17 protein-coding genes and 1 pseudogene are annotated in these 24,182 nt (G+C 55.0%); 6 read left to right on the forward strand and 12 right to left on the reverse strand.

Features of this window, described 5'->3' with window-relative positions:
* Positions 1–54 precede the first annotated feature (54 nt).
* From pdxA to NVB75_RS03090, 5 genes are all read right to left on the reverse strand, one after another.
* A complete protein-coding gene (gene pdxA, locus NVB75_RS03070) occupies positions 55–1,077 on the reverse strand; it encodes a 4-hydroxythreonine-4-phosphate dehydrogenase PdxA (protein WP_258345909.1) in 1,023 nt (340 codons plus the stop codon).
* Entirely contained in the window at positions 1,070–2,326 is a 1,257-nt protein-coding gene (locus NVB75_RS03075; protein ID WP_258345911.1) for a four-carbon acid sugar kinase family protein, read from the reverse strand. The genes pdxA and NVB75_RS03075 overlap by 8 nt, the downstream gene beginning before the upstream one ends.
* Positions 2,323–3,492, reverse strand: a complete 1,170-nt coding sequence (locus tag NVB75_RS03080) for an iron-containing alcohol dehydrogenase (RefSeq protein ID WP_258345913.1) — start codon at positions 3,490–3,492, stop codon at positions 2,323–2,325. The genes NVB75_RS03075 and NVB75_RS03080 overlap by 4 nt, the downstream gene beginning before the upstream one ends.
* A 21-nt stretch (positions 3,493–3,513) precedes the next feature.
* Complete coding sequence (gene dapA, locus NVB75_RS03085) at positions 3,514–4,386, reverse strand: 4-hydroxy-tetrahydrodipicolinate synthase (RefSeq protein ID WP_258345915.1); 873 nt, start codon at positions 4,384–4,386, stop codon at positions 3,514–3,516.
* Between the two features lie 780 nt (positions 4,387–5,166).
* Complete coding sequence (locus NVB75_RS03090; protein ID WP_258345916.1) at positions 5,167–6,429, reverse strand: right-handed parallel beta-helix repeat-containing protein; 1,263 nt, start codon at positions 6,427–6,429, stop codon at positions 5,167–5,169.
* 309 nt (positions 6,430–6,738) lie between these two features.
* Between NVB75_RS03090 and NVB75_RS03095 the strand changes: the two are divergent.
* A pseudogene (locus NVB75_RS03095) lies at positions 6,739–7,019 on the forward strand (proline/glycine betaine ABC transporter permease); the annotation flags it as partial.
* Between the two features lie 88 nt (positions 7,020–7,107).
* On the opposite strand, the gene dddP reads toward NVB75_RS03095, so the two are convergent.
* The 7 genes from dddP to NVB75_RS03130 form a co-directional block, all read right to left on the reverse strand.
* Positions 7,108–8,454 (reverse strand): dimethylsulfonioproprionate lyase DddP, encoded by a 1,347-nt coding sequence (gene dddP, locus NVB75_RS03100; protein ID WP_258345918.1) that lies wholly within the window; start codon positions 8,452–8,454, stop codon positions 7,108–7,110.
* Positions 8,455–8,904: 450 nt separating this feature from the next.
* Positions 8,905–9,762: a DMT family transporter gene (locus NVB75_RS03105; protein ID WP_309149013.1), complete on the reverse strand. Its 858-nt coding sequence runs from the start codon at positions 9,760–9,762 to the stop codon at positions 8,905–8,907.
* A gap of 113 nt (positions 9,763–9,875) precedes the next feature.
* Positions 9,876–10,886, reverse strand: a complete 1,011-nt coding sequence (proX, locus tag NVB75_RS03110) for a glycine betaine/L-proline ABC transporter substrate-binding protein ProX (RefSeq protein ID WP_258345921.1) — start codon at positions 10,884–10,886, stop codon at positions 9,876–9,878.
* A gap of 144 nt (positions 10,887–11,030) precedes the next feature.
* On the reverse strand, positions 11,031–12,152 hold the full coding sequence (locus tag NVB75_RS03115) for a mandelate racemase/muconate lactonizing enzyme family protein (RefSeq protein ID WP_258345923.1): 1,122 nt from the start codon (positions 12,150–12,152) through the stop codon (positions 11,031–11,033).
* Positions 12,139–13,257, reverse strand: coding sequence for an alcohol dehydrogenase family protein (locus NVB75_RS03120; protein WP_258345924.1), 1,119 nt, complete (start codon positions 13,255–13,257; stop codon positions 12,139–12,141). The genes NVB75_RS03115 and NVB75_RS03120 overlap by 14 nt, the downstream gene beginning before the upstream one ends.
* A gap of 1,962 nt (positions 13,258–15,219) precedes the next feature.
* The gene (locus NVB75_RS03125) at positions 15,220–16,455 is read right to left on the reverse strand and encodes an aromatic ring-hydroxylating dioxygenase subunit alpha (protein ID WP_258345925.1); all 1,236 of its coding nucleotides are present in this window, start codon (positions 16,453–16,455) and stop codon (positions 15,220–15,222) included.
* A gap of 585 nt (positions 16,456–17,040) precedes the next feature.
* Entirely contained in the window at positions 17,041–17,997 is a 957-nt protein-coding gene (locus NVB75_RS03130; RefSeq protein WP_258345926.1) for a LysR substrate-binding domain-containing protein, read from the reverse strand.
* Between the two features lie 366 nt (positions 17,998–18,363).
* Between NVB75_RS03130 and NVB75_RS03135 the strand changes: the two genes are divergently transcribed.
* From NVB75_RS03135 to NVB75_RS03155, 5 genes are all read left to right on the forward strand, one after another.
* Positions 18,364–19,398, forward strand: a complete 1,035-nt coding sequence (locus tag NVB75_RS03135; RefSeq protein WP_258345927.1) for a glycine betaine/L-proline ABC transporter ATP-binding protein — start codon at positions 18,364–18,366, stop codon at positions 19,396–19,398.
* Between the two features lie 46 nt (positions 19,399–19,444).
* Entirely contained in the window at positions 19,445–20,398 is a 954-nt protein-coding gene (proW, locus tag NVB75_RS03140) for a glycine betaine/L-proline ABC transporter permease ProW (protein ID WP_258345928.1), read from the forward strand.
* 41 nt (positions 20,399–20,439) lie between these two features.
* Positions 20,440–21,465 (forward strand): glycine betaine/L-proline ABC transporter substrate-binding protein ProX, encoded by a 1,026-nt coding sequence (proX, locus tag NVB75_RS03145; protein WP_258345929.1) that lies wholly within the window; start codon positions 20,440–20,442, stop codon positions 21,463–21,465.
* 96 nt (positions 21,466–21,561) lie between these two features.
* Complete coding sequence (locus tag NVB75_RS03150; protein WP_258345930.1) at positions 21,562–22,635, forward strand: GlxA family transcriptional regulator; 1,074 nt, start codon at positions 21,562–21,564, stop codon at positions 22,633–22,635.
* 152 nt (positions 22,636–22,787) lie between these two features.
* Positions 22,788–24,107: an FAD-binding oxidoreductase gene (locus tag NVB75_RS03155; RefSeq protein WP_258348513.1), complete on the forward strand. Its 1,320-nt coding sequence runs from the start codon at positions 22,788–22,790 to the stop codon at positions 24,105–24,107.
* Positions 24,108–24,182 lie beyond the last annotated feature (75 nt).

Genomic DNA, 24,182 nt, shown 5'->3' on the forward strand with positions numbered 1-24,182 from the left:
GTTATCGCTCCATTATTTTTTTTGTGGCGCGCTGTTAATGAAGGCTGGCCTTGCTCAGACGGCCAGGGTGCGGCGGGTCTTGCGTTTGCGCGTGGCCAGTTCCACGGCCTGGCGCAGGGCTTCGATCAGGCTGCGTTCATCGGCGATCCCCTTGCCGGCGATATCGAAGGCGGTTCCGTGGTCGACCGAAGTGCGGATTACCGGCAGGCCGACGGTGACGTTGACGCCAGCTTCCAGGCCCATGACTTTGACCGGGCCATGGCCCTGGTCGTGATACATGGCCACCACCGCATCGAAGTCGCCGCGCCCGGCCCGGAAAAACAAGGTGTCGGCGGGCAGCGGGCCCTCGACGCGCCAACCGCGGGCGCGCAGTTCGTCGATGGCGGGCTGGATTTTGGTGGCTTCTTCGCCGTAGCCGAACAGGCCGTTTTCACCAGCATGGGGGTTGATGCCGCAGACGGCGATCAGCGGGTTGTCGATGCCGGCGCGCTGCAGAGTTTCGTGGCAACGCTCGATAGTGCGCTTGACCAGGCCTGGCTCGATCCGCGCGATGGCGTCAATGATGCCGATGTGGGTGGTCACGTGAATCACGCGCAGGGTTGGGGTCATCAGCATCATCGAGACTTCCTCGATACCCAGCAGGTGCGCGAGCATCTCGGTGTGGCCCGGAAAGATGTGGCCGCCAGCGTGCAGCGCTTCCTTGTTGAGAGGCGCGGTGCAAATGGCATCCAACTCGCCAGACTCGGTCAACTGCACGGTGCGCTCGATAAAGCGAAACGCTGCGTCGCCGGCCACGGCCGAGAGCTTGCCGTAGGGCAGGTCGGCGGGAATCAGGTCGAGGTCGATGCAGTCCACCACGCCGTGCTCGAAGCGCGCGTCGGCCGGGCTGGCGATGCGGTTGACGCGCAACTGCTGGCCAACGATACGGCTGGCATCTTCGAGGCGGCGGGCATCACCGATCACCAGGGGCCGGCAGTTGCCGTACACCGACTGGTGGGCGAGGGTCTTCATGATGATTTCCGGACCCACACCGGCGGCATCGCCCATGGTGATCCCGATCACGGGACGTTCAGACATGATTGATTTCCTCTGACGTTGCGTAGTTAGGGGCGCTGCCGGCTGGGGCACGGAGCTGCTGCCAGGCGCGGAGCAAGGTGTCGGGTTGGCCGAACGCGCCGGCCTTGGTAACGATGTTGAGGTCGCGGTGGTGATAGCGGCTGCGCGACAGCACCACGCCGGGCGCCAGTTCGCCAGCCACATCGAGGCGCTCGATACCGGCGCTGCCGAGCAGGGCGCGGGCAGTTTCGCCGCCGGTGGCGATCAGCGAGCCGACGACACTCAGGACCGGTTGCAGCCAGGCGGCCAGCGCGTGGCTGAGTGCAGCGGCCTGGGCGGGATCGCGGGCGGTTTGCGACAAGGTCAGCACCGCATCGCGGCCTTCGCTCAGGCTGCCCAGCAGCTTGAGGGCCAGCCCGCGGCGCGCGTCTTGCTGTCCAGGCTCGAGCAGGGTGGCGGCGCTCACTTCCAGGTGATACAGGCCTGCTTTTTCGACCAGCAGGTGGGCCTGATCCCGGGAGTGCCGCGACATACTGCCGACCACGCAGAGCACTGGGCCGCCGGCGGTGATGATAGGATTCTGCGCAGGTGATAGGGCCAACGCTTGTGGCAGGTGCGCCGCCAGGCCCGCCGAGCCGACCCAGAACAGGCGGTCGCGCAGCGGTGCCGAGCAGTGGGCCAGTTGGCGCAGGTCGGCGTCGGTCTCGGCATCGCAGACCAGCGCCTGGGTGCCGTCCATCAAGGCTTTTGCCAGGCACTCGGCCAAGCCAATCGGGTCGCGCAGGGTGATCAAGTCGACCGTGGCGCAACGCAGTTGCTCGCCACGTAGGCTGGCGACCAGGTCAGCCGTGCCTTGCAGGCCCTCGTTGCGCCAGACGTCCGTCTGGTCCACTGGTGTGCCGTGCAGATGTTGCACCCCGCCCACAGTGGTACGACCCATGGCGGGCAGCGCCGGCGCCACCAACGCCAGGCCGCGGCTGGCCTGCAGGGCGCGCACTTCGGCGGCGACATTGCCGCGCAGGGTCGAGTCGATCTTCTTGTACAAGGCCAAGGTAGCAAACCCTGGGCGGCTCAATAGCGCTCGATGCAGCTCAGCGGCGTGCGCGGCCGGTAAACGCCGCGAGTCAAGATCCACCGCCAGCACCAGCGCGCCTTGCGCCGCCGGCTGCGCCCCCATGGCGACGACCGTCGACACATGGGCAGCAAAGCCCGCCGCGCAATCCGCCGCGCCCGACAAGTCGTCGGCGACGATCAGCAGCACGGTACTCATGGCAGCAGGCACCGGTACAGCTGTTCGATCTCCGCCAGGGTCAGCGGCTTGGGATTATTGGCCATCAAGCGCGTGACCTTGGACGCTGCCACCGCCATATCGGCCAGGTGCTCTTCAGACACGCCGAATGCGCGCAGGTCCTGGGGAATGTTCAAGCGCTGCGTCCACTGGCTGATTTGCGCGATCAGCTTGTGCGCCGCCACGTCATCGCTGTCGGATGGCTCAGCGACACCGCAGGCGCACGCCGCTCGTTTCAGCCGCGGCGCGCAGCTGTCGAGGTTGAAGGCCATTACGTGAGGCAGCAGCATGGCGTTCGCCACCCCGTGGGTGACGTGGAATTTGCCCCCCAACGGGTAGGCTAGGGCGTGCACGGCGGCGGTGCCAGCGGCGGTCAGCGCCAGGCCGCCGTACATCGACCCAAGCAGCATCTCGCTGCGCGCTTCGACGTGGTCGGGTTGCTCATAGGCGGTGACGATACTGCCGCTGATCAGCCGCATCGATTCGAGCGCAAAGGCATCGCTGACCGGGTTGGCCTTGGTGGAAATGAAGGATTCCAGCGAATGGGTGAAAGCGTCCATGCCCGTGGCCGCGGTGATCGGCTTGGGCAAGCTGAGGGTCAGCAACGGATCGAGCAGCACCAGGGTCGGCAGCAGGTGGCGGCTGACCACGCCGATCTTCAGCTCTTCGTCGGGCAGGGTGACGATGGCGTTGGGCGTCACTTCAGAGCCGGTGCCCGAGGTGGTCGGCACCAGCACCATCGGCTTGCCGGGGAACCTGACCTTGTCGATGCCCAAGAGGTTGCGCAGGGGCGTGTCATTGGTGAGCATCACGGCGAACAGCTTGGCCGCATCCAGCACGCTGCCGCCGCCGATGGCGATCAGCGCATCGGGCGCGTGGGGGGCTACGTCTTCGCGAAACACCCGCTCTATGTTCTCGAGGGTCGGTTCGATCTCGACATTGTCGAGCATGTGCACGCTGATATCGGCGGCTTGCAACTGGGCAATCACGCGCTCGGTCACGCCGAGGCGGTGCATGGCGTTTTGGGTTACCAGTATCACGCGGGTGACCGGGGTATCCAGAAGCTCGAGCTTGGCGCTGAGCTGGTCCAGGCTACCCGCGCCGTGGATCAGATGCTTGACGGTCTGGAAATGGTAAGTAACAGGCATAGGAGCTCTCCGGGTGGCTGATCAGCGGTACACGGCCAGGAGCGCTTCCAGCTTCTGCAAAGCGGCGGCGTCCAGTGGTTGCACCGGCGCACGGCAAGGGCCGACGGGTACGTTGAGCAACTGGGTGGCGGCTTTCAGCACGGACGGCATAGTGCCCATAGCGAAGGCGTCGCGCAGGGGCCGCAGGGCCTCCTGGGCCTGGCGGGCGGCGGCGTGGTCGTTTGCCTGGAAGCTATTCCAGATCTGCATCACCAAGTGCGGTACGGCGTTGGCGGTGGCAGCGATGGCGCCGTCGCCGCCGGCCAGCAGGTTCCAGTAAATAAGCGAATCGGTGCCGGCAAACACGGCGAAATCGTCGCTGCGGTACTTCATCATCTGCACGAGGGCGTCGAAGTTGCCGGCGCTGTCCTTGATGCCTTTGATCATCGGGTGCTGGTGCAGGGCGGCCACGGCGCCGATGCCGATCGACATGCCGGTCTTGGCCGGAATGTTGTACATCATCAACGGCAGGCGGCTGGCGTCGGCGATGGCCTCGTAATGCTTGGTCAGCTCGACCTGGCTGACGGCGTTGAAGTAAGGCGTGATGACCGAAAGGGCGTCGGCGCCCAAGTCGGTCACTTTTTTGTTCATTTCAATCACTTCGCGGGTGGCGAACGCGCCGGTGCCAATCACTACCGGCACACGGCCGCGGGCAGCCTGCACCGTGGTTTCGGCGATCTGCAGCTTTTCCGCTTCCGAAAGGGTAAAGAACTCACCGTTGGTGCCCAGCACGAACAGGCCGTGGACGCCGGCTTCGATAAGGTTTTCGATCAGCTTGCGCAGACCGGGAAGATCAACTTGCTGGTCAGCCGTGAATGGGGTGACGAGGGCTGGAATTACACCGCGAAATCGCATGATGGACATCTCGTTTTTTATTGTGTGGCAATTATAATGATCAAACCAATCATGGAAAGCAACCTATCCAGCATTTTATGATTGATCTGATCATTATCGAGTGAGCGGGAAGACTGCCGTGTCCGGCCTAACTGAATTCACGCCTGGCCATTGCCTGCGCTAGAAAGAATTCTGGAGTTGTCTAAGCGCTGTATTGGCTAGAACCTGAGATGAGCCTCCACCGTGTAGGATTTTCCGGCAAAAACTACGACGCATCGACCGCCACCTCGTGGTGCTCGACTCCTCGCTTCAGCGTCGTGCTTCCATCGCGGCTATCGATCACGTTGCGGTTGATGTCTTGCGATCCTGTATGTTGCTGCCCCGCCGCGCTTGCGATGGGTGTTCATGCCTACGACCTATTTCACTTTCTTACTTTGTGTCTCTCAGGCCGGTGGCGACGATGCCCGCATAATCGATGCAATCTTGCGCGCGCCCTTTGACGCCTTTCGTCTGCTCCACTCCAGCGCTGGTTGTCTGTTCGAGCTCTTGAATGATTCGGCGAATTTCTTCGGTGGAGCTCTAGACTGGGAGGTAAGGGGGCACGCCTCAGTGCGTACATTGAAGACGATGACACCTAGGGGGACGAACGGCGTGGATGTTGAGGAATGTTTATACCTTCAGCACTCATGCCAGTTTCCCCACCAGCGTGACCTTGAGTTTGTTTGCTAGAGTTTGTGGTGGCCGCTGGATAAAAAGTTAATTAACAGAAGGACGCAACATTGATTCCGTGGGTCTGTTAACTCAGCGCGGCCCAGCTGTCGTGCGGACGGTATCAGCAACAGCGTCGACGTGGCGTGGGTTCCCTATCTTCCAGTCAGAGAAGCCACCCAGGGCTTCTTGCATTCTCTCAAATCCCTGAGCTGGTTTTGAGCCATTCACTTGGTTAGCCTCGCAACGTCTGCCTAACCTCGTATTACAACTGTTATCTCCCGTAACGTCGCGCTGAGTAAGTGCGAATATCAGACCACTTTTACGAGCTATCGGCTGATGTACGTTTTCAAAGACATTACCCTCCAGAAGAACGTCGACGTTGTCATTCAGCTCGAGGGCGTTGCCAGCCCCATTCTGATAAAGGTTGTTAACTATGACGAATGATCCCTGCCCATGTAGCGCAGGGGCTCTACCTGAAAAGTTTCTAAACCAATTGCCACTTATAGTAACTTTCGTTGACGACGTGCCAATGAATAAAACATTCCAGTAATGGCCCTCTTTGTAGTACGGTGTTGACCCGTCAAAAATATTATTTGAGACTATAATATTGTCCTGCTCGCCGAAATGACCGACAATCATCTGTCGTCCTATCATCTTAAACAGATTGTGGTCGATAAGAATTCTTTTTACGTCACTCAGATCCAAGGCGTCGCCAGCCCACACAACGGCCGGATTGATGCCTTCTATAGTGAGGTTTTGAACAATCACGTTTTCAACGTGCTTCAGCAATAGACCTTTTCCTGTCAGTTTTGCCGAAGTATCATGTCCAACTATAGTTTTATTCGAACCCACTAGAAGGGGGTGGGTACCAGCTTTATCAAACGAGATTGGCTGTTTGACGTTACCATTTCCTACACATGCATGTTCTGGATCGGCCTTCGTTAAAAGTGCTTTCTGTGGGTTTTTGGGATCGTAATAGCAACCCGTAGATGTTTCCTGACCTTCGGAGTTAGTGAAGTCGATATCACCGATTACCTCGATAATTCTCGGTTCAGAATCCTTGCATACATTATTGGCGTTATGCTGGTGGCAGAGTTGATATTCTAGTTCGCTTCTTGTCCGAACCGTAACACGGGATCCTCCACTGCCGCCGGAAATTGCCTTCACTTGAGCATTGCTCGACAAGGCCGATGCATAACTGTCTGCGACACATGTGTAGCTGGCTAGCATCAACGTTAGGAAAAACGCTAGGCGACGTGGAGTTCGCCGTTGAATTAGCATTATCAGCCCCTTGTTTGCTGCGGTTTCGATATTTACACCCATCTTGTCAAGGCTAAAGTCTTCCAGCAACACAGTGGTACTGTAGTCTCGTTGAGTTTGACCGAATGCTATTCCACATGAACGAGAACCACGATTAAAGATTTTTTAATCTTAGATACGGTTAACGTGCGTACCTACCTATGTGGGTTTGCGAATCCTCAGGCCGGTTATGCCGTCGATCGTAGATGTGCATCGTGCCAATGATGGAGTAGCCCAAGCAGGCCATGACGTTAACGACATCGGTTTCGAAGTCCGAGGCATTGCTGGCCGCTGTGTATCGCCCCCTCAATGCACTTCGCCGCTGCCAAATCAACGCCGGGGTCGTTGAGAGTTGGCATAGCACCTTACATTTACCTGTTGCCTGCTGTCGCACTGCTTGGCTATGGCACCGATGCGGGATTGGTCTCGACCTTAATCGTCGCGCTGCCACCGGCACTTTGCCTGACACCGCTGGGCATTCGCATTACGTCCGATGAGTTCATTGCGCTGGGCAACGCAACTAGGGTCACAGGCTGGCAGATTTCCACGAAGGTCCATCTGCCTTTTGCGATGCCAGACATCATGGCAGGCATCAGCAGAAGCTCATGATGGCGATTGGCATGGTCGTGATCGCCCGCATCGTTACCCGAACACATCCCTGTGTTTTTTATCAGTCCCTAGGCTCTCTCGCGGAGGCGTGTTAAACGAGAGTCTGGACAATGCCATCTGTCTTTATGCCCGCAGAAAGCTATCGTCGAAAGGGTAACGTGTCAGCAGTTCATAGCCGGTTTCAGTGACTAATAATTGGTTCTCCAACTTGATGCCATCGCGGCCTCCCACTTCACCTACATAGGCTTCGACGCAGAGGGCCATGCCCGCTTGCAGTTCGCCTTCGTATCCGTAGGATGCCAAGTCTTCAGGGTAGCGGATGCAGGGGTACTCGTCGCACAGACCAACACCATGAAACAGCACACCGTAGCGTTGCGCGCGGCAAGCCTCGGGCAGCCTATGAGCCTTGGCGGTCAGTTCAGTAAAACGGACCCCCGGCTTGATGAGTTCGGTGTTGTAGACGACATGGTCATGGGCAATTCGATACAGCCGTTTCTGCTCGGCCGTGGGCTCCAAACCTCCGCAAATCCAACTGCGGGACATGTCCACACACATACCGTAGGTACCGATCAGATCCGTGTCGAACGACAGTAGGTCGCCCTCACTCAACACCCGTGGCCCTGACTCCTGGAACCAGGGGTTAGTGCGAGGACCGGAACTGAGGATCCGAGTCTCGATCCATTCTCCGCCGCGGCGAATATTCCCGGCATGCAGGGCGGCCCAGACGTCGTTTTCGGTCACGCCGCCGCGCATTGCCTGGTGCATTTCGGCCACTGAGGCTTCGCACGATGCAACCGCACAGCGCATCGCCTTGATTTCATCGGGGCCTTTGATCATGCGCGCGAACTCGGTCACTTCCTGGCCGCTAAAAATTTCGATAGCCAAGGCATCCAATGCGCGCACGCCAGCAACTTCGATCCTATCTACCGCAAGCCGGCGGTTAATCCCAGCATGCTGGCGCAGCAACTCGTCGAGTTGTGCGGCGAAATGCCTAGCGTGTCGATCAGTGTGTTCGCCAGTCTCAAAAAAGAAAAAAGACGCGCCGCTGCGTAATTCAGTCACCAGCGGCAAGTGGGCGGAAAGGTGATCGCAACCATGGAAGTCCCACAAAACTACATGCCCACTGGCGGCAATGAAGCATGCCCGCGCGGGGTTATGGGTCGTCCATAGTTGCATGTTAGTAGTATCTGTCGCGTAGCGAATATTCAATGGATCGAACAACAGAATGCCGCCCAGGTCACGGGCTACCAATTGATCAACTATCCGCTGCAGGCGGTATGAGCGCAGGCTCGGCAAATGGGGCGGCTCCAAGCCCAAGCGCTCCCACTCCGCAAAAGCTAGAGGCGTGGGGCCTATCTCGACGCGGTCGTTGTCATCGACTGAGCCATCTTTTTTAAGTGCAGTTGCACGTTGTCTGGCCGGGTCGATACGCCGAGCATTGGCTGGAATTGAAAAAGGTGAAGTTGTCATGGCGGATTCCAATATTCAATATGCTAAAAAGCTATGCGTGACCAAGCGACATTTTTCTTTGCGTGTAGCGTTAATAACGTTTAAATCGATTAATCTCGGGCGCAGGCAACTTAGGTAGGCCTTGATTAAAGATTGGTTTGCGCCCGTCGAACACCTGTTTTTACACGCTATAGGGGAGCTTCGTTAAATCTATAAGCATCCTGATAGCAAATCTAGCAATATTTATAAGGCGCTATGGATAACGTGGCGTTATTAAGGCCGTCGGGTGTCATTGCCGTTGTGTCATTACGATACTCAGGTCCAGTGAGTGCGTAGGGCTGGCACAGCGCTGATTAAACACTCCCACAATCTCGCTATAATAAAATTGGGTATAAACGTATTGGTTGTGGCTCGATATTATTTATTCTATTTCAGGATAGTATCGCCGGATGCAACGTTTTATTGTGCTGATCAGGCAGCTTTGCTCCCTTTGAGCAGCGCCAGGGCCCCACTTATGGCAATAACCACCATTCCGTAAAGGCTGAGCGATTCCGGGACTTGCTTAAAAATGAAAGCACCCATAATTGTAGAAAAGAGAATTTGGCAGTAACTGAACGGCGCTAGGACCGCCGGCGCTGCGTAGCGGAACGACTGTGAGAACAACAGGTGTGAAATCATGCCAAGGGTACCCAATGCGCCCATCATGATCGCATCCTTCATAGTCGGGGTAACCCAGAAGAAGGGTACCAACAGCGACGTGACTCCCGCAGCAAAAAATCCGCCCAGGAAATTGCTGGTGATCGCGCTGTCATACGCGCTGAGTTTGCGGGTAAGCAACTGATACAGCGCAAAACACAGGGCTGAGCAGAAGGGTAGGAGCACTGCCAGAGTGAACAGATCACCACCTGGCCTTACGATGAAAAGTGTCCCTACAAATCCCGCCAGTGCCGCACACATTTGCCGGGCCGATACCCGCTCTCCCAGTAGCAGAACCGACAGCAGAATCACCAACAGGGGGGCAAGGAAGTGGATGGAAGTGGCTTCTGCCAAGGGTAAGTAATGCAGGCTGAAGGTGAAAAATAAACTCGTCGCAACGAGGCAGCCCCCGCGTAGGAGCTGCAGTTTGAGGTTGGCTGTCTTGAACAATGCAGTTCCGGCTTTTGGTAGAAATAGGCTGGCCATCAGTGCGGTGTGCACAGCATAGCGTGCCCACACAATCAGCAGGACGGGGTAGGCCGATGTGAGGTATTTGGAGATCGTATCGTGTGACGAAAAAAGGAACGTCGCTACGATGATCAATATAAAGCCTTTGTAGGAAGTACTGTCCACATTAGCTTCTGATCGGAGGGTCGTCATCGCCTACGCCTATACCTGAGTGCAGTTAATTGAACAGCGGATGACTGCATGCGCGGCGGCGGGACCTGCCGATCAGACATGATTCGTTATTGCTGAGCGGCAGCTCTGGCATCCTGCAACCAGCCATCGAATGCCTGACGGTTCTGCGCTATCCACTCGGCAGCGTGGCGCTTGATGTCTGCTGTGGATTTTTCCCCTTGCTGCATCCGGTAATTCTGCGCGCTCTCGTCCTTGGCGCTGAGGCGATATTCGGAAAGAAACTTCTTCGCTGCCGGATTGTTCGCGGCAAACTTCCTGTTCATGACCGCTTCCACGGCGTCCAAAGGAAAGCCCAGGTTTTTCCCTTCATACTGGGTATCCTGTTGGTTGTCTCCGCCAGGAAGGGAGGTGAATGGGACGGGCAGCCAAACCACATCGCGCCCCTCAACCAGAACGTTGGCAATCCATTGCGGAACCCATGTATAGAAAAGCACCGGTCGGCCTTGCTTGAAGCGCGCGATGGTATCGGCCATCAACGCGAAATAGGATCCGCGGTTCTCATTAACGGTCGCTTCTAAGCCATACGCTTTTAGGTGGTGCTTGATGATCAGCTCGCAGCCCCATCCGGGGTTACAGGCTGTCATGTCGGCCTTTCCATCGCCGTTGGCATCAAAGAGCTTGGCGATTTCCGGGCGTTTGAGGTCGGAGAGATCTTTAATGTGATATTGCTCAGCAGTCTTCTTATCGATCATATAGCCCTGCAGCACGCCCGTCATGACTTCTCCGACCTTCTCCATGCTCTCGTCACCTCCAGCTTTCTGGTAGAACGACGCGTGCAAGGCTTTCCAGTTATGGACAGTGAAGTCGGCATCGCCGTAGGCCAATGCGATATACATCGCGGGAAACTCTGTTTCCTTGGGTTCTTTAACGGTGTACCCAAGCTCCTTGAGCCCGAAAACAGCGATCTCTCCTCGAAATCGTTCTTCAGCGATGGTCGGAAATATTGGCGTAATGGAGACGCCGGCGCCAGGCTTGCTGGTATCCGCCGCATGGGCTGACAAAATGCTAAGTACGGCTAAGCTGCTCACTGCCCATCGTGCAATTAGAGAAGGTTTCATGCTCACCACCTTTCGTTCAGTTTATTTATTGGTCGGTCTTGGCAGATAGTCGATGTCCAAGCAGGTAGTTCGCTGGATCTGCCCTGTTCAGACACCTCTTGGATACACGCCCGGTGCTCTCGAGCGGTAAGTGAACGTCGTGACTCAGCGATAAGTAGCTACCGGAGAACCGATAACATCCCGATTGATTTCGACACCCAGCCCTGGTGTCAGGGGCGCGCGGATGCGGCCATCAATCACTGGAATGTCCAGGGTCGCGGTAACAGGGGTGTACATGTCGCGCAGATCCAGGACGCAGCGCAGGTTGCGATGAGGGATGGTCTGCGCAAGGTGAGTCAGCGAAGCAAAAGACACGTAAGATCCCGCAGTCTCCTGAATGCTCATGGTCAACCCGGCTGTAAGGCACATATCTCGCTGGCGCCTTGCGCGAGTAAGGCCGCCTTGCTTGGAAACCTTCATACCAATTCCATCTGCGGCATCGTCGCGGATCAACTGCAAAACGGATGCATCATCCGTGGCCAGCTCATCCAAAATCAGCGGAATGCTGGTTTTCCTTCGCAAAGCCATGTGTTCATGCCACGTGGCACAAGGTGCCTCAAGTACGAAGTCCAGACCAGAAGGCAGCAGGTTTAGCATTCTCAGTGCATGTTCGACGGTGAGACCGCCATTGCAATCAACGATGAAATACTCACCGGGACGCGCGTCGGCAAGAGACGCTTCGATGCGTGCAGCATCTAGGGCCGGTCCGCCTTCCTCGGGCGTTGCGCCGACCTTGACCGAGTGCCCGAGGTAGCCTTGCTTGCGAGTGACATCGATGCGCCGGCGCATGTCTTCAGGGTCGCCTGCATAGGTCGAATCAACAATCGGCATGGATAGTCCGGTGCTTCCTCCCAGCAACTCACATACAGGTAGGTTCACGGATTTGCCAAAAATATCCCAGCATGCAATGTCTAACGCCGCTTTAGCATGCAGATGGCCCAAGAGGGTGCTGTCCATGAGGTCGTTGATGCGATCGACCTGCCGAGGATCTCGCCCAATCAGCATGTCAGCCATTTCCTCAATGCCCGCGCGGACGCCAAGCGCGTGCGCGGCTATGTAGTTAGGGCCAAAGGGGGTCGATTCACCCCAACCTTCCAAGCCTGTGTCGGTCCGAATGCATACGATGGTTGCATCGAATGAAGTGTAAGTACGGCCCCCAGAAAGTCTATAAATACCACCCGAATACGGTAGATTCACTTGATAAACTTCAATTTCACGAATTTTCATTATGAAGCTCCTGTGGGGGCACCAATACGAGCTTGCCGACGTGTTTTTTACTTAGAAAATCTTCCTGTGCCAGGGCGATATCGCTAAGTGAATAATGTTTGCTGACAAGCGGCCGAATGCGGCCTTCCTCGATGTAGTTAACCAATGCCTGAAAAACATTATCGTCTTGCCAGGTACAGCCGTAGAAAGTCAGGTCTTTCAAGTACAGAGTGCGTAAGTCAAGTTCCACCAGCGGACCGGCAATGGCGCCGGATATCGCATAACGTCCGCCTATTTTCAGAACGTCGAGAAGGGGGCGCCAAGCGCTACCGCCGACAAGGTCAATCACCACCGTCACGCTGTTTTTACCCAAGCGCTCAAGCAAGTTGTCATCCCGGTCAATAACCTCATCCGCACCCAGTTCGAGTACCTGGCCTCGCTTGCTGCTAGACGTAATTGCGATAACGCGCGCGCTTCTACATTTAGCCAACTGGACGGCAGCAGAACCGACCCCACCACTGGCGCCCGTAATCAACACGACATCATTTGCGTTCACGCCCGAGCGCTGCATCATCAATTCAGCGGTTGAATAAGAGCAGGGGATGGACGCGAGCTCGATGTCACTCCAGTCACTGCTCACCGACCAGGTATCTGCGTCTGGCGCGACGGTGTACTGAGCGAAGGAACCATTGCAGTCTGAGCCGTACGTCCAGCACTGGTAATCCTGATGGTTAACCGGGGCTCTGAGCATGTTGCGAATCAGAACGCGTTGCCCGATGCGAGTTGGCGTAACCCCCTCACCGACGGCGACAATGTATCCGCAGCAATCGGCGCCTTGAATCAGCGGGAACGTTAAAGGCACGCCTGACCAGGATGCATCCTCGCTGTCGACTTCGCCGAAGCCGCCGGTACTGCCTGCCTCGGTGTCAACGCTGACCTTTTTCGAATACCAACCAATGCGGGTATTGATGTCAGTGTTGTTGACCGCAGCTGCGGCCACGCGTACCAGCACCTCACCTTTGGCTGGATGTGGGACCTTAACGTCAGTGTGATACTCAAGTTTATCGGGCCCACCATGGCCGGTGAGCAGAACGGCATGCATGTGTGCTGGAATTGCGACGGTCATTACTTTTTCCTCAACTGACGGAAACTGCACAACAGTTAGCCGCGACTGCGATAATCGATGTAAGCCTAATCTCTGAATGGAGGGGCGCATCAATTCGCAGGCGAAAGCAGGCACTGTGTGGATAAACGAGGTAGCGATGTCTTTAAATTACGACGAGGACATAAACGCTTTTGTGTCAGAACGACATTCAGGGCGTTTATTAGAGAAGGGACGTTCCATCCCCAGTGACAACTTTGAGGTTGTTAGGAGTGAAATAAGAAATGCGACCCAAACCGGTGAGGGCGGGAGTTCGAGTTATCAAATTGGTTATATTTATCACGTGTCTTCTCTCCATGATGAGTAGAAGCAATCATCGTTGTGACCATAACAACACCATGTGCTGCTGTGACGAAAATTACCATTTCGCAGCCGGCACGTATAATCACTTTAACTGCCGGCAAACGATAACCTTTGGTTATCTAGAAGTTGGCGGCTGTCGAACCTTCCGGGGCGGGAAACAGACACCCTTAGCGCAATATGTTGATGCCTCCGCTTTCTACAGGAGCAGGCAGAGGGGCTCAGCGCCTTTGTAACTGCACAGGTTGTGCTGACCTATTAGGTTTTTACCCAGAGAATACCTGGGTCTATTTATCGAGCATTTTCTAGGGGAGGGAAATCGCTAGGTAGAGACGCTGCAATTAATGACGCCACGACAGAGGATGTTCCATTAGGTCTGCATCGACGGATCATGTGCGCAGAAAGCGAAAGGTAGCGCTTACAATCATTGGAGAAACACCAAGCCCTCAAACGCTGCGAGAGGGCTGCTTTCGTGGGCAGAACAACTGATCACTTTGGGCCCTAACAAGACGCCTACATAACCCATCGAAATAACCGCCGGTACATTGAACCTCTGAGGTATGCAGTTCAGTTTGTCGATGGCGTTAAACAGCGCAGGAACTGTTTTCGAGCATCCTGAGCCAGTCAGCGCATAGCCTAAAAATGATGCGGGCCGTCCCTCAAGTTGAATGATACGAGCAGGTCCAAGACGGCAATTCCGCCGTAGGCGGTCACACGCACGCCGCCAAGTCTGCGAGAGATTGCATCCCCAGTCAGCCCTCCCACTGCCATGGCTGCCGCAAAACAGTCATGTTCCAAGCCTGCCAGGGTGGAGGTCATGTCCTGGCTAGTCAGTAAAAAGACAGCGGCCCGTTCCAGTATCGTGCCTTCGGTTAAGAACACGATGAAGCAAAAAACGCCCAGCACACTACAATACCCCTTGGGGCAGTAAGGGGCGGGCCGTTCTTTTCTGTTCCATAGCTTAATAACGCAGAAACTGCTCCAGACATGCAGCTGTTCAACACGATGACGACGCAGAGCACAGACAATGTAGGATTTAACTCCATACACAGCGGTTCGGTTATTGCTCTACCACCGGCGCTGTACAGGCCAGGAATCCTGACGGAAGCGGTTAGCGGTTAGCGGTTAGCGGTTTTTTTGAGAATGATTGGCCGGATGTTAATAGCGCAATCAAGCATACGCATGGCAGCGGAAAAAGCAGATGCCATGGCAAAACCCGGAAATCAGGTAGGGGCTCATCGTAAAAACATTATACATAGAGCAACGGTCGCCCACTCGATAGACAGCCGACAGCCGTAACGGGCGCTCAGATGCGCAGTGAACGGCATGGCGGTCCGATCGAGAAGTAATAGCCCCCGCTCGCCTTAGTCCCACCTAGTGCGCGCTTTGGTGAGAGTTAATGAGGCCGCCAGAAACGCAATACCGATTAACGCTCGCTCGTCGAAACTGTCGTTGAACGTTAATCATGAAGTGGTCATTTGAATTACGAGAGCAGGCATGCAAAGAAAAGCGCTTTAATGCCGCGATCGTTTTCGCCTGCACGCTGATACCTGATTGGTCAAAACTAGACGAATAAGCCTTTCAATACATTGCCACGTAGAAAGGCTTACCCGTCAAGCATCGTCATCAGCCAACAGACTTCAACGAAATAGGCCCTTTGATCCGTTCCATCATGGTGGCGCAATACCAATCATCGAATTGGCAGACGCCGGTCTCTGCGGTTTCGGAATACGGGCCTGGCTCGTAAGTAGGTGATGTCACACCGCACTGGGTGCCTTCCACCAGAGTGCGGTCCTGATCGTTGGTGGCGATCCATACCTTGGTCAGGCGATCAATGTCGTAGTCCACACCTTCCACCGCAGTCTTGAGCACAATCCATTTAGTGGTCACCAACGTTTCTGTCGCGCTGATCGGCAACACTCGGAAGCTCAAGGCGTGGTCACCGAGGAAGTGGTTCCAGGTAGACGGATAGTTGAAGTACAGCAATGCGCCAATATCTGCTTCGCCAGAATTATCAAGACGGCTAGTAACGGCGGGTTTGCCGTCCAAGGTGTAGCTCACTGCGCCCTTGGACAATGGGATGCGCGTTATGCGGAACTGACCTTTAATGTCCATCACCAAGCGGCTTGGCAAGCCGGCTTTTTCGCATTTGTTCCAGTAGGCAGAAAGCTCCGGGTCGTCATCACCGCTGGTGCCGCCCACGGAAAGGTTGTCCACGAATGATTGCATCAGTTCAGGGTGGGAACCGTCGCAATGGTAGCACTCACGGTTGTTTTCGAAGACCAGTTTCCAGTTGCCTTTCTCGACGATATTAGACTCGAAGGCCACTTTGCAGTCATCAAGGTTATGCGGGGTGAGAAAGGGCGTGACGGCATTACGGAAGGCCTCGAAGTCCGGGGCCTTGTTCGCGACACACACATAGATAAAGGTGTTCACGATTTCGCAGTGGACGCTTTTGAGGTTGTATTCAGACTTGTCAAAACTCTGCCCCATGTTCCCGGCGAACAACAGGTTGCCGTCCAGCTCGTAGGTCCATTTGTGGTAGGGGCAGACCATCTTGGCAACCTTGCCATGGTCGGCTTCGCAGATTTTTGCACCACGGTGGCGGCAGGCATTGTGAAAAGCGCGCACCTGGCCGTCTTTGCCGCGTACCACCGCCACGGGGTAATCACCCACTTGCAGCGTGAAATATTGGCCAGGCTTTTCCAGTTCGAACGTATGCCCGGCGAAGATCCAGTCCTTATGCCATATCTGCTCAAGGTCCTGGCGATATACACCTTCGTTGCTGTACAGCGCCCCTGGGAGAGAGTGCCATGGTTTACGTTGCGCAATCAGGTCAAAAACGGTTTCTTTATTATCCATCTTATCCTCCCAGGATAACTAACGTGAGCGCTCACCTTGACGGTGACTTTTATAAGGCGCAGATGTTCGGCATCGGTAAGCAGCTTAAGGGGTGCAGCCACTTTATATTTTTATGATGGATGACAGCCTATAGGGCGTGCCGCTTGATCCGCAAACGACATTTAGTGTGTGCAAACAATAATTTCAGGTTATCAATGGGGCTCCGAAGCTGGACTCGCAGCGCTTCAGAACACGAGTCCAGCGTCGCAATGGCTCAGCATGATGGATTGATTGAATTAATCGCATGCGTCACCGCACGACTTCTTTTTTTGGAGGGGGGCACGATCAATGCAGTGCCGGCGCGTGACATGCTTTCATAGCCGGTGCACGTGCCGACAGAAAATTGTACCCGTTGATGTGCTTGCATTGGTGGTGGAGCGCATAGGTCAGCCCCAGCAACGCCAGGACAACGACCACCGGGTTTTATTGGCCTAAACTCTGATTGTGTCGTTGCACGAGGACGTAACGTGAGATTACCGTTCCACCAGCATTCTCACAGGGAAATCGGTAGCTAAAGCAGCGCCTCGTATGCCAAGGCACACTGCTTCAACGAGGGAACTTGGACAGGATCCATTCACGAAACTGACGCAGCGCGCCTTCGTTATCGGCATTCTCCCGACAGCTCAAGTAGTGCGAGCTGTTGCGTAATTGAACCTGCTGCTCGATGGGGCGCACCAACAAGCCGCGCTCCAGCAGCGGGACCACCAGATGGTTCCAGCCCAGCGCGACGCCTTGGTGGGTCAGTACCATGCTGATCAGCAAGTTGTAGTCATTGGCATTGAAGATCTGAGGGCTGTCGGTAGGGCGATCATCAATGTCGATAGACTGAAAGGCAAACCAGACACCCCAGTCGACATGCTCGGCCAACTGCGATCGTCCGTAAGGACTCAGGTTCAGTAAGGCCGCGTTTCTCAGGCCTTCGATGCTCGAAATTTCTGGGTGCTGCTCCAGAAACTGCGGGCTGCACACGGGGTAAATGATGTCATGGCACAACGGATAACTTTTATAGTCATCCCGGATGCGAGCCATTTTGGTAATGAAAACGTCCGGTTGAACCCCAGGCTCCATGGTCTGGAAGTTTTGGGTCGTGATCAGGTTGAGCTCGATGTCAGGGCATCGCTCAATGAATTCCGGCAGGTGGGACGACAGCCACAGTGCAGAAAAGGCGGGCGAACAGCAGAGGGTCAGCATTTTCCTGGAGGGCTGGCTGCTGCGAATTCTCTCAGCGGCCTGTGCGATGTTCACGAACGAGAGATGAGCCGCATCAAAGAACACCGCGCCGGCGGGGGTCAGCTCCACCGTACGCCCCACGCGGCTGAAAAGCTGTGCACCCAGATACTCCTCAAGCTCGCGAATCTGTCGGCTGATAGCCGCTTGTGACACACAGAGCGCCTCGGCTCCGAGGGTAAAATTTTCGTATTTAGCCGCCGCCACAAACGCTTTCACTGCCCTCAAGGACGGCATGTTCAGCAGAATGCTGTCAGGGTCGACATGCTTTGACATTTTTAGGTTCTCCTTGCACAGCCGCTCCCCAGCGAAGCGACGCGAGGGTAACTGAAGCAAGACGGTATGAGCGATGTATGGGTCGTTTTTGAGACATAACGGGTCGTACTTAGGGTGCGTCTGCACGGAATCAAAACCCATCGAGCGATTCATAACCCAACGTTATCCAATTGTCTCAGTAAATGTAGTTGGAATTGAGGGGCGGTTGCTACTAGATTTGAAACATCCCTCATTCCTAGGGACCAAAAAATAATAAAAGGAAGCTCGTCATGAAACGCTCAATTCATTACCGCTGCCGTTTAAAACTAATTTCGATCGTTTGCGCGTCGCTTAAAGCGGAGAGCGCTGAACACGAAGGGGCAAGGTATGACTGATTTCGACGAAATCATTTCCGTCAAGAATGTCTATAAAGTATTCGGCACGCAGCCGGACCTCGCAATGAAGATGCTCGCTGATGGGGCCTCCAAAGACGAGGTGTTTAAAAAAACAGGGCAAGCCATTGGCGTCTTTGATGCGAATTTCTCAGTCCGTCGCGGTGAGATTTTTGTGATCATGGGCTTGTCGGGATCCGGCAAATCCACGATGGTCCGCTTGTTCAATCGCTTGATTGAGCCCACCAGTGGCTCCATCTTTCTGAATGGCAAAGAAATTACCGGTTTGGCGGATAAAGACCTTCTGCAAGTGCGCAGGAAAGATATGGGTATGGTCTTTCAATCCTTTGCACTTATGCCGCACATGAGCGTCATCGACAACGTTAGCTTCGGCTTGGAAATCAGCGGCATCGCCGAGAAAGAACGCTATTGTCGAGCCAAAGGTGCGTTGGCGCAGGTCGGCCTCGCGGGTCAAGAGTTCAGCTTCCCCCATCAATTGTCCGGCGGTATGCAGCAACGTGTCGGACTCGCCAGAGCCTTGGCCAATGACCCCGCCATCCTGTTGATGGACGAGGCGTTTTCGGCACTCGACCCCATGATCCGTAGCGAAATGCAGGGCGAATTGATCAGGCTGCAGGCCGAGCAAAACCGCACCATCATCTTTATTTCCCACGATATTGAAGAGGCGGTACGAATCGGGCATCGCATTGCAATTATGGAAGCGGGTCGGGTTGTTCAAATTGGCACGCCTCGTGAGTTGCTCTGTAACCCCATCAACAAATACGTGCGCGATTTCTTTAATGGATTCGACACTAGCCGAATTCTCAAGGCGGGCGATATTGCTCAACAGGACGCCAGCATTGTCTATGAGCCTGGTCGTCACACCCCTCTAAAAGCAGAAGCGTCGCTCAGAGAAATTCTGCACATCGTCGCGGCTTCCGCCACGCCTGTGCCGGTGGTAGACGAAATTGGCTTGTATAAAGGCTCGATTTCGCAAGGCCACCTTCTGAGCTGTCTGAACAATAGCTAACTTGAATAATCAGAGCGGTCTCTAGTTCTGAGGGTGAGGAAATATCATGTCGGACTTTAATTATTTGGACCCGTTCCAAAGTTTCACCGTTCCACTGGGCGCGTGGGTAGAGGCGGCGCTTAATTATCTGGTGCATAACTTTCGGGAAGTGTTCAGATCAATTAGATGGCCGGTCGATCAAGTGCTTGATGGTGTTCAGTGGGGTTTGCTTTCTGTACCGCCCACGGTCTTCATTATTATCGCTGGATTGATCAGTTGGCAGATCGGCGGTAAGCGTATCGCAATCTTCAGTATCGCTACATTGACGGGTTTAGGCTTGATCGGTGTATGGGCCGACGCCATGGTAACCCTCGCATTGGTCCTAACCTCATTACTCTTCTGTGCTGTTATCGGCATTCCCTTGGGCATCCTATGTGCCCGTAGCGACCGAACAGAAGTGATCGTGCGTCCGGTACTGGACGCGATGCAGACACTGCCTGCTTTTGTTTATCTGGTGCCGGTGGTGATGTTGTTTGGCATCGGGAACGTTCCAGGCGTCATCGTGACCATTATTTTCTCAGTAGCGCCCCTAGTGCGCCTGACCAACTTGGGCATCCGCCAGGTGCCCGCCGATAAAGTCGAAGCCGCACGTGCTTTTGGCTGCACCGCCACACAGATGCTGTTGAAGGTCCAGTTGCCCCTTGCCGCGCCAACGATGATGGCCGGGTTGAACCAGACACTCATGCTATCGCTGTCGATGGTCGTTGTGGCCTCTATGATTTCTGTTGGTGGCCTTGGGCTGATGGTGTTGAGCGGCATCGGCCGCCTGGACATGGGGCTGGCCAGCGTCGGCGGTGCGGGTCTGGTACTCCTGGCAGTCTTCCTCGATCGTTTGACACAAGCGATGGGTGAGCGCAGCAGTGATCTGGCAACCGGCCAGCGCTGGTACGAGACCGGGCCGGTTGGCCTAGTGATGAAACTTAAGAAGAAAAAGAACGTAGCACGCCCAGTGACTAATTAAGCTCGTCTGCTCACCTACTATAAATTCAAGCGTGGTGAAATATGAAACTTGCAAACCTTAAGCACACTGTTATCGCGACTCTGATGGCTTCTGTATTGGGGGCGACTGCTTTTTCTGCAGCGTTCGCTGCGGACGCTAATAAACCAGGTGATGGCGTTTCTATTACGCCTATTTTCCCCACGATTGCCGAAGAGCGTTTTCGCGGTGAAGTGGCGATTGCAGGGCTGAAAGACCTTGGCTATGACGTTAAAGCACCTAAGGAAGTTGATTATCCCGCGATGTTCCTGGCGTTATCCTATGGTGACGCAGATTTCACTGTGCATGAATGGGAGAACCTACACGCTGCCTTTTATAACAAAGCCGGCGGCGACGACACCATGGTGAAGGTCGGCCAGGTCATGAAGGGCGTGCTGCAAGGCTACATGATCGACAAGAAGACAGCCGATGCCTACAACATCAAGGATCTTTCGGACTTGAAGAAACCTGAGATCGCCAAGCTGTTCGACGCCAATGGTGATGGCAAGGCGGACCTCACCGGCTGCAACCCGGGCTGGGGTTGTGAAGTGATGGTTGAGCACCACATGAAAGCATATGGCTTGGGCCCGACCGTGGTGGACAACCGGGGCTCCTATTTTGCGTTGATGGCGGACACCATCGCCAGGTTCCAGCAAGGTAAACCTGTGCTGTATTTCACTTGGGTACCGCAATGGATTTCCAGCGTGCTGGTGGAAGGGCGTGACGTGGTTTGGCTGCCAGTCCCGTTCACCTCATTGCCCGATGGCAAAGACAGTAAAGACACTCTTTATCAAGGCAAAAACCTTGGTTTCCCAGTGGACACCGTCAACGCAGTGATGAATAAAGAGTTCGCCGAGGAGAACCCGGTGGCTCGTAAATTCCTGTCAGAAGTCAGTATCAGCACCGATGACGAAAGCGCACAAAACCTGCGCATGCAAAAGGGTGAGAAGTCACTGGCAGACATCAAGCGGCATGCCGCTGAATGGATCAAGGCTCACCAGGCGCAATACGATGGCTGGTTGAGTGACGCGCGTGCCGCGGCTAAGAAATAACCCCGCTTAAGGAAACTCCGGTCGGCTCTATCAGGGCCGGCCGTTTGCGAGACCGGCTGCGTTTGTTTTACGTAATCCAGTGATCAGGTGGCAAAGATGATGGATACCTTTCAAAGCTCGTTGAAGTTCCAGAACATCGGATTTCGGCAAAGCACGGACTCGGTCGGTCACGAAAAAGTAGTGCACGTAGCTTTTATTTTGCTGGATCACTTTTCGTTGACCGCACTGTCAACAGCGATGGACGCGCTGGCCACCGGTAACCTGATCAACAGTAATACCCTTTATAAAGTATCGACCTATTCGCTCTTGGGGGGACTGGTTGAAAGTGATATCGGTATTCCGCTGTCTTCGGAGCGCTTGAGTGTTGAAAAAATCAATCACGATGCGGTGGTTGTCATTGGTGGCCAGCGGGTAAGACTGTCCACCCACCCTACTATTCGCCGCGCTTTGAAAAAGGCGGCAGGGGGGAGGGGGGTCGTTGCCGGTGTCTGGAATGCTGCGTTTTATCTGGCTGATGCGGGCTTGCTCGATGATCAGGACTGCGCCTGTCATGCCGATAGCTGTGCGTTGATCAACGAGTATTTTCCCCAGGTGAAAACTGTGGAGGCCGACTACACCTTCACCTCGCGGCGTGCGACCAGCGCCGGAGCTTCATCCGTTATGGATATGATTCTGGCGATCATGCAAGACCTCAGCTCCCAGCGCGACGCTGATCTGGTGGATGAAATCAAACGCGTGCACCAACCCAAAAAAACGCAATTAGATGATGTGCCGCTTAGCTCTTTGGGCTTAACAAGACCAGTGCCTCGCCCGCTAAACGTAGCGGTCTCATTGATGGAAACTCATATCGAAGAACCCATGGAGATTGATGAGATCGCTAGCCATGTGGGGGTATCGCGTCGACAGCTGGAGCGCAGGTTTGCGCGTTACTTGAATGCGGCGCCCAATCGATACTATCTGGAGCTGCGGCTGACCCGCGCGCGTCAATTGATTATTCAAAGTAATCGATCAATGACCGACGTTGCGTTGGCGACTGGTTTTGTAAGTTATCCGCATTTTTATAAGCGCTTCAAGGATTTGTTTGGACTTCCGCCCATGACATTCAGGGATAACTATTATTCCAGTGACATCGGCAGCTCGGAACGCTACGCCATTGCGGCAGGTTTTTGAGTCTGGTTTAGAAAACTAGAGTGGAAAGTTTATAGATTAGGTGTGCTGTAGCACCGCGCCCACCGTTTCGCTTTATCAGCGATTGAGCTAACACCTCAACTGCGCCAAATGCGTGCTGGTCTTGCTTGGATGTTCAACTTTACGGTCATACTATTATGAAAGTTACCTCGTTACCTGCCGATGATAATAGCTGTGGCTGGTTTCATTTAAGCCGGCCACGTGAACCCAGACCTGCCCACAAGGGTCACCGCACAGCCCGCTGGGTCATTATTGGCGCGGGGTTTACCGGGCTGGCTGCCGCTCGGCAACTGGCGCTGAATTTCCCGAACGACGAGGTCGTACTGGTTGAGGCGCAAGAGGTAGGGTTGGGGCCATCCGGCAGAAACGCTGGCTTTGCCATTGACCTTCCCCACGACATCGGCGCTGAGGATTACATCGGCGATATCACCCTCGCCAAGACCAGTCTGAAGCTGAATCTTGCAGGGCAATCCATCCTGCGCGACCTGGTCGATCAACACGGGATTGATTGTCAGATGAAAGCCTGTGGCAAGTACCAGGCCGCGGTGGAAGATCGGGGTATCGCGGTGCTCGACGCCTATCGGCGTGGGTTGGATAAGTTGGATCAGCCTTATCAAATGATTGAGCAGGATGAGTTGCCCAGTCATTTAGGCACGCACTTTTACCGCAAGGCCTTATTCACGCCGGGCGCCGTTCTGCTTCAACCGTCGGCGTTGGTAAAAGGGCTTGCCGATCATTTGCCGGCGAACGTGACGTTGTATGAGCGCACGCCGATCCTGGAGGTGGAATACGGTGCAAAAACCGTATTGAAACATGCCAATGGAAGTATCACCGCCGACAAGCTGATCCTGGCCAACAACTCCTTTGGCATGCGCTTTGGTTTTCTTCAGGGCCGTATGCTTCCCATCTATACCTACGGCAGTATCACTCGCCAACTGACGCCAGAAGAGCAGGCACGGCTGGGCGGTAAACCTTTTTGGGGTGCCATCCCGGCGGATCCGTTCGGCACCACCGTGAGGCGTACCCCAGATAACCGCATACTCATTAGAAATAGCTTCAGTTTCAATCCGAACGGACGCAGTGACTGCCGCTATAACGACCGCTTCGCACGACGTCATAGGGCGTCGTTCGATAAGCGCTTTCCAATGCTACCCACTGTGAATTTTGAGTATACGTGGGGCGGCGCGCTTGCCATGACCCGCAATCACAACGGCTTCTTTGGCGAGTTGGCGCCTAACGTTTATGGCGCTCTGGGGTGCAACGGCCTGGGTGTGACGCGCGGCACAGTCACGGGGCAATTACTTGCCGATTGGCTGGCAGGTCAACGTCATGAGCGTATTGATTTCCTATTGAACGCCCCTGGGCCTAACAGTAATCCACCTGAACCGTTTCTTTCGTTGGGCGTTAATGCAAACCTCAAATGGGGGCAGTTTCGTGCCGGGCGAGAGAGCTGATTTGAATCAGCAGGCGTGTCGATTAACGAACGATTGAGTGTGTTGTTTACAGGCACTAGCTCTAAACATTGGAAC

Source organism: Pseudomonas sp. CBS, assembly GCF_024734645.1.
In the GTDB taxonomy this organism is placed as follows: domain Bacteria; phylum Pseudomonadota; class Gammaproteobacteria; order Pseudomonadales; family Pseudomonadaceae; genus Aquipseudomonas.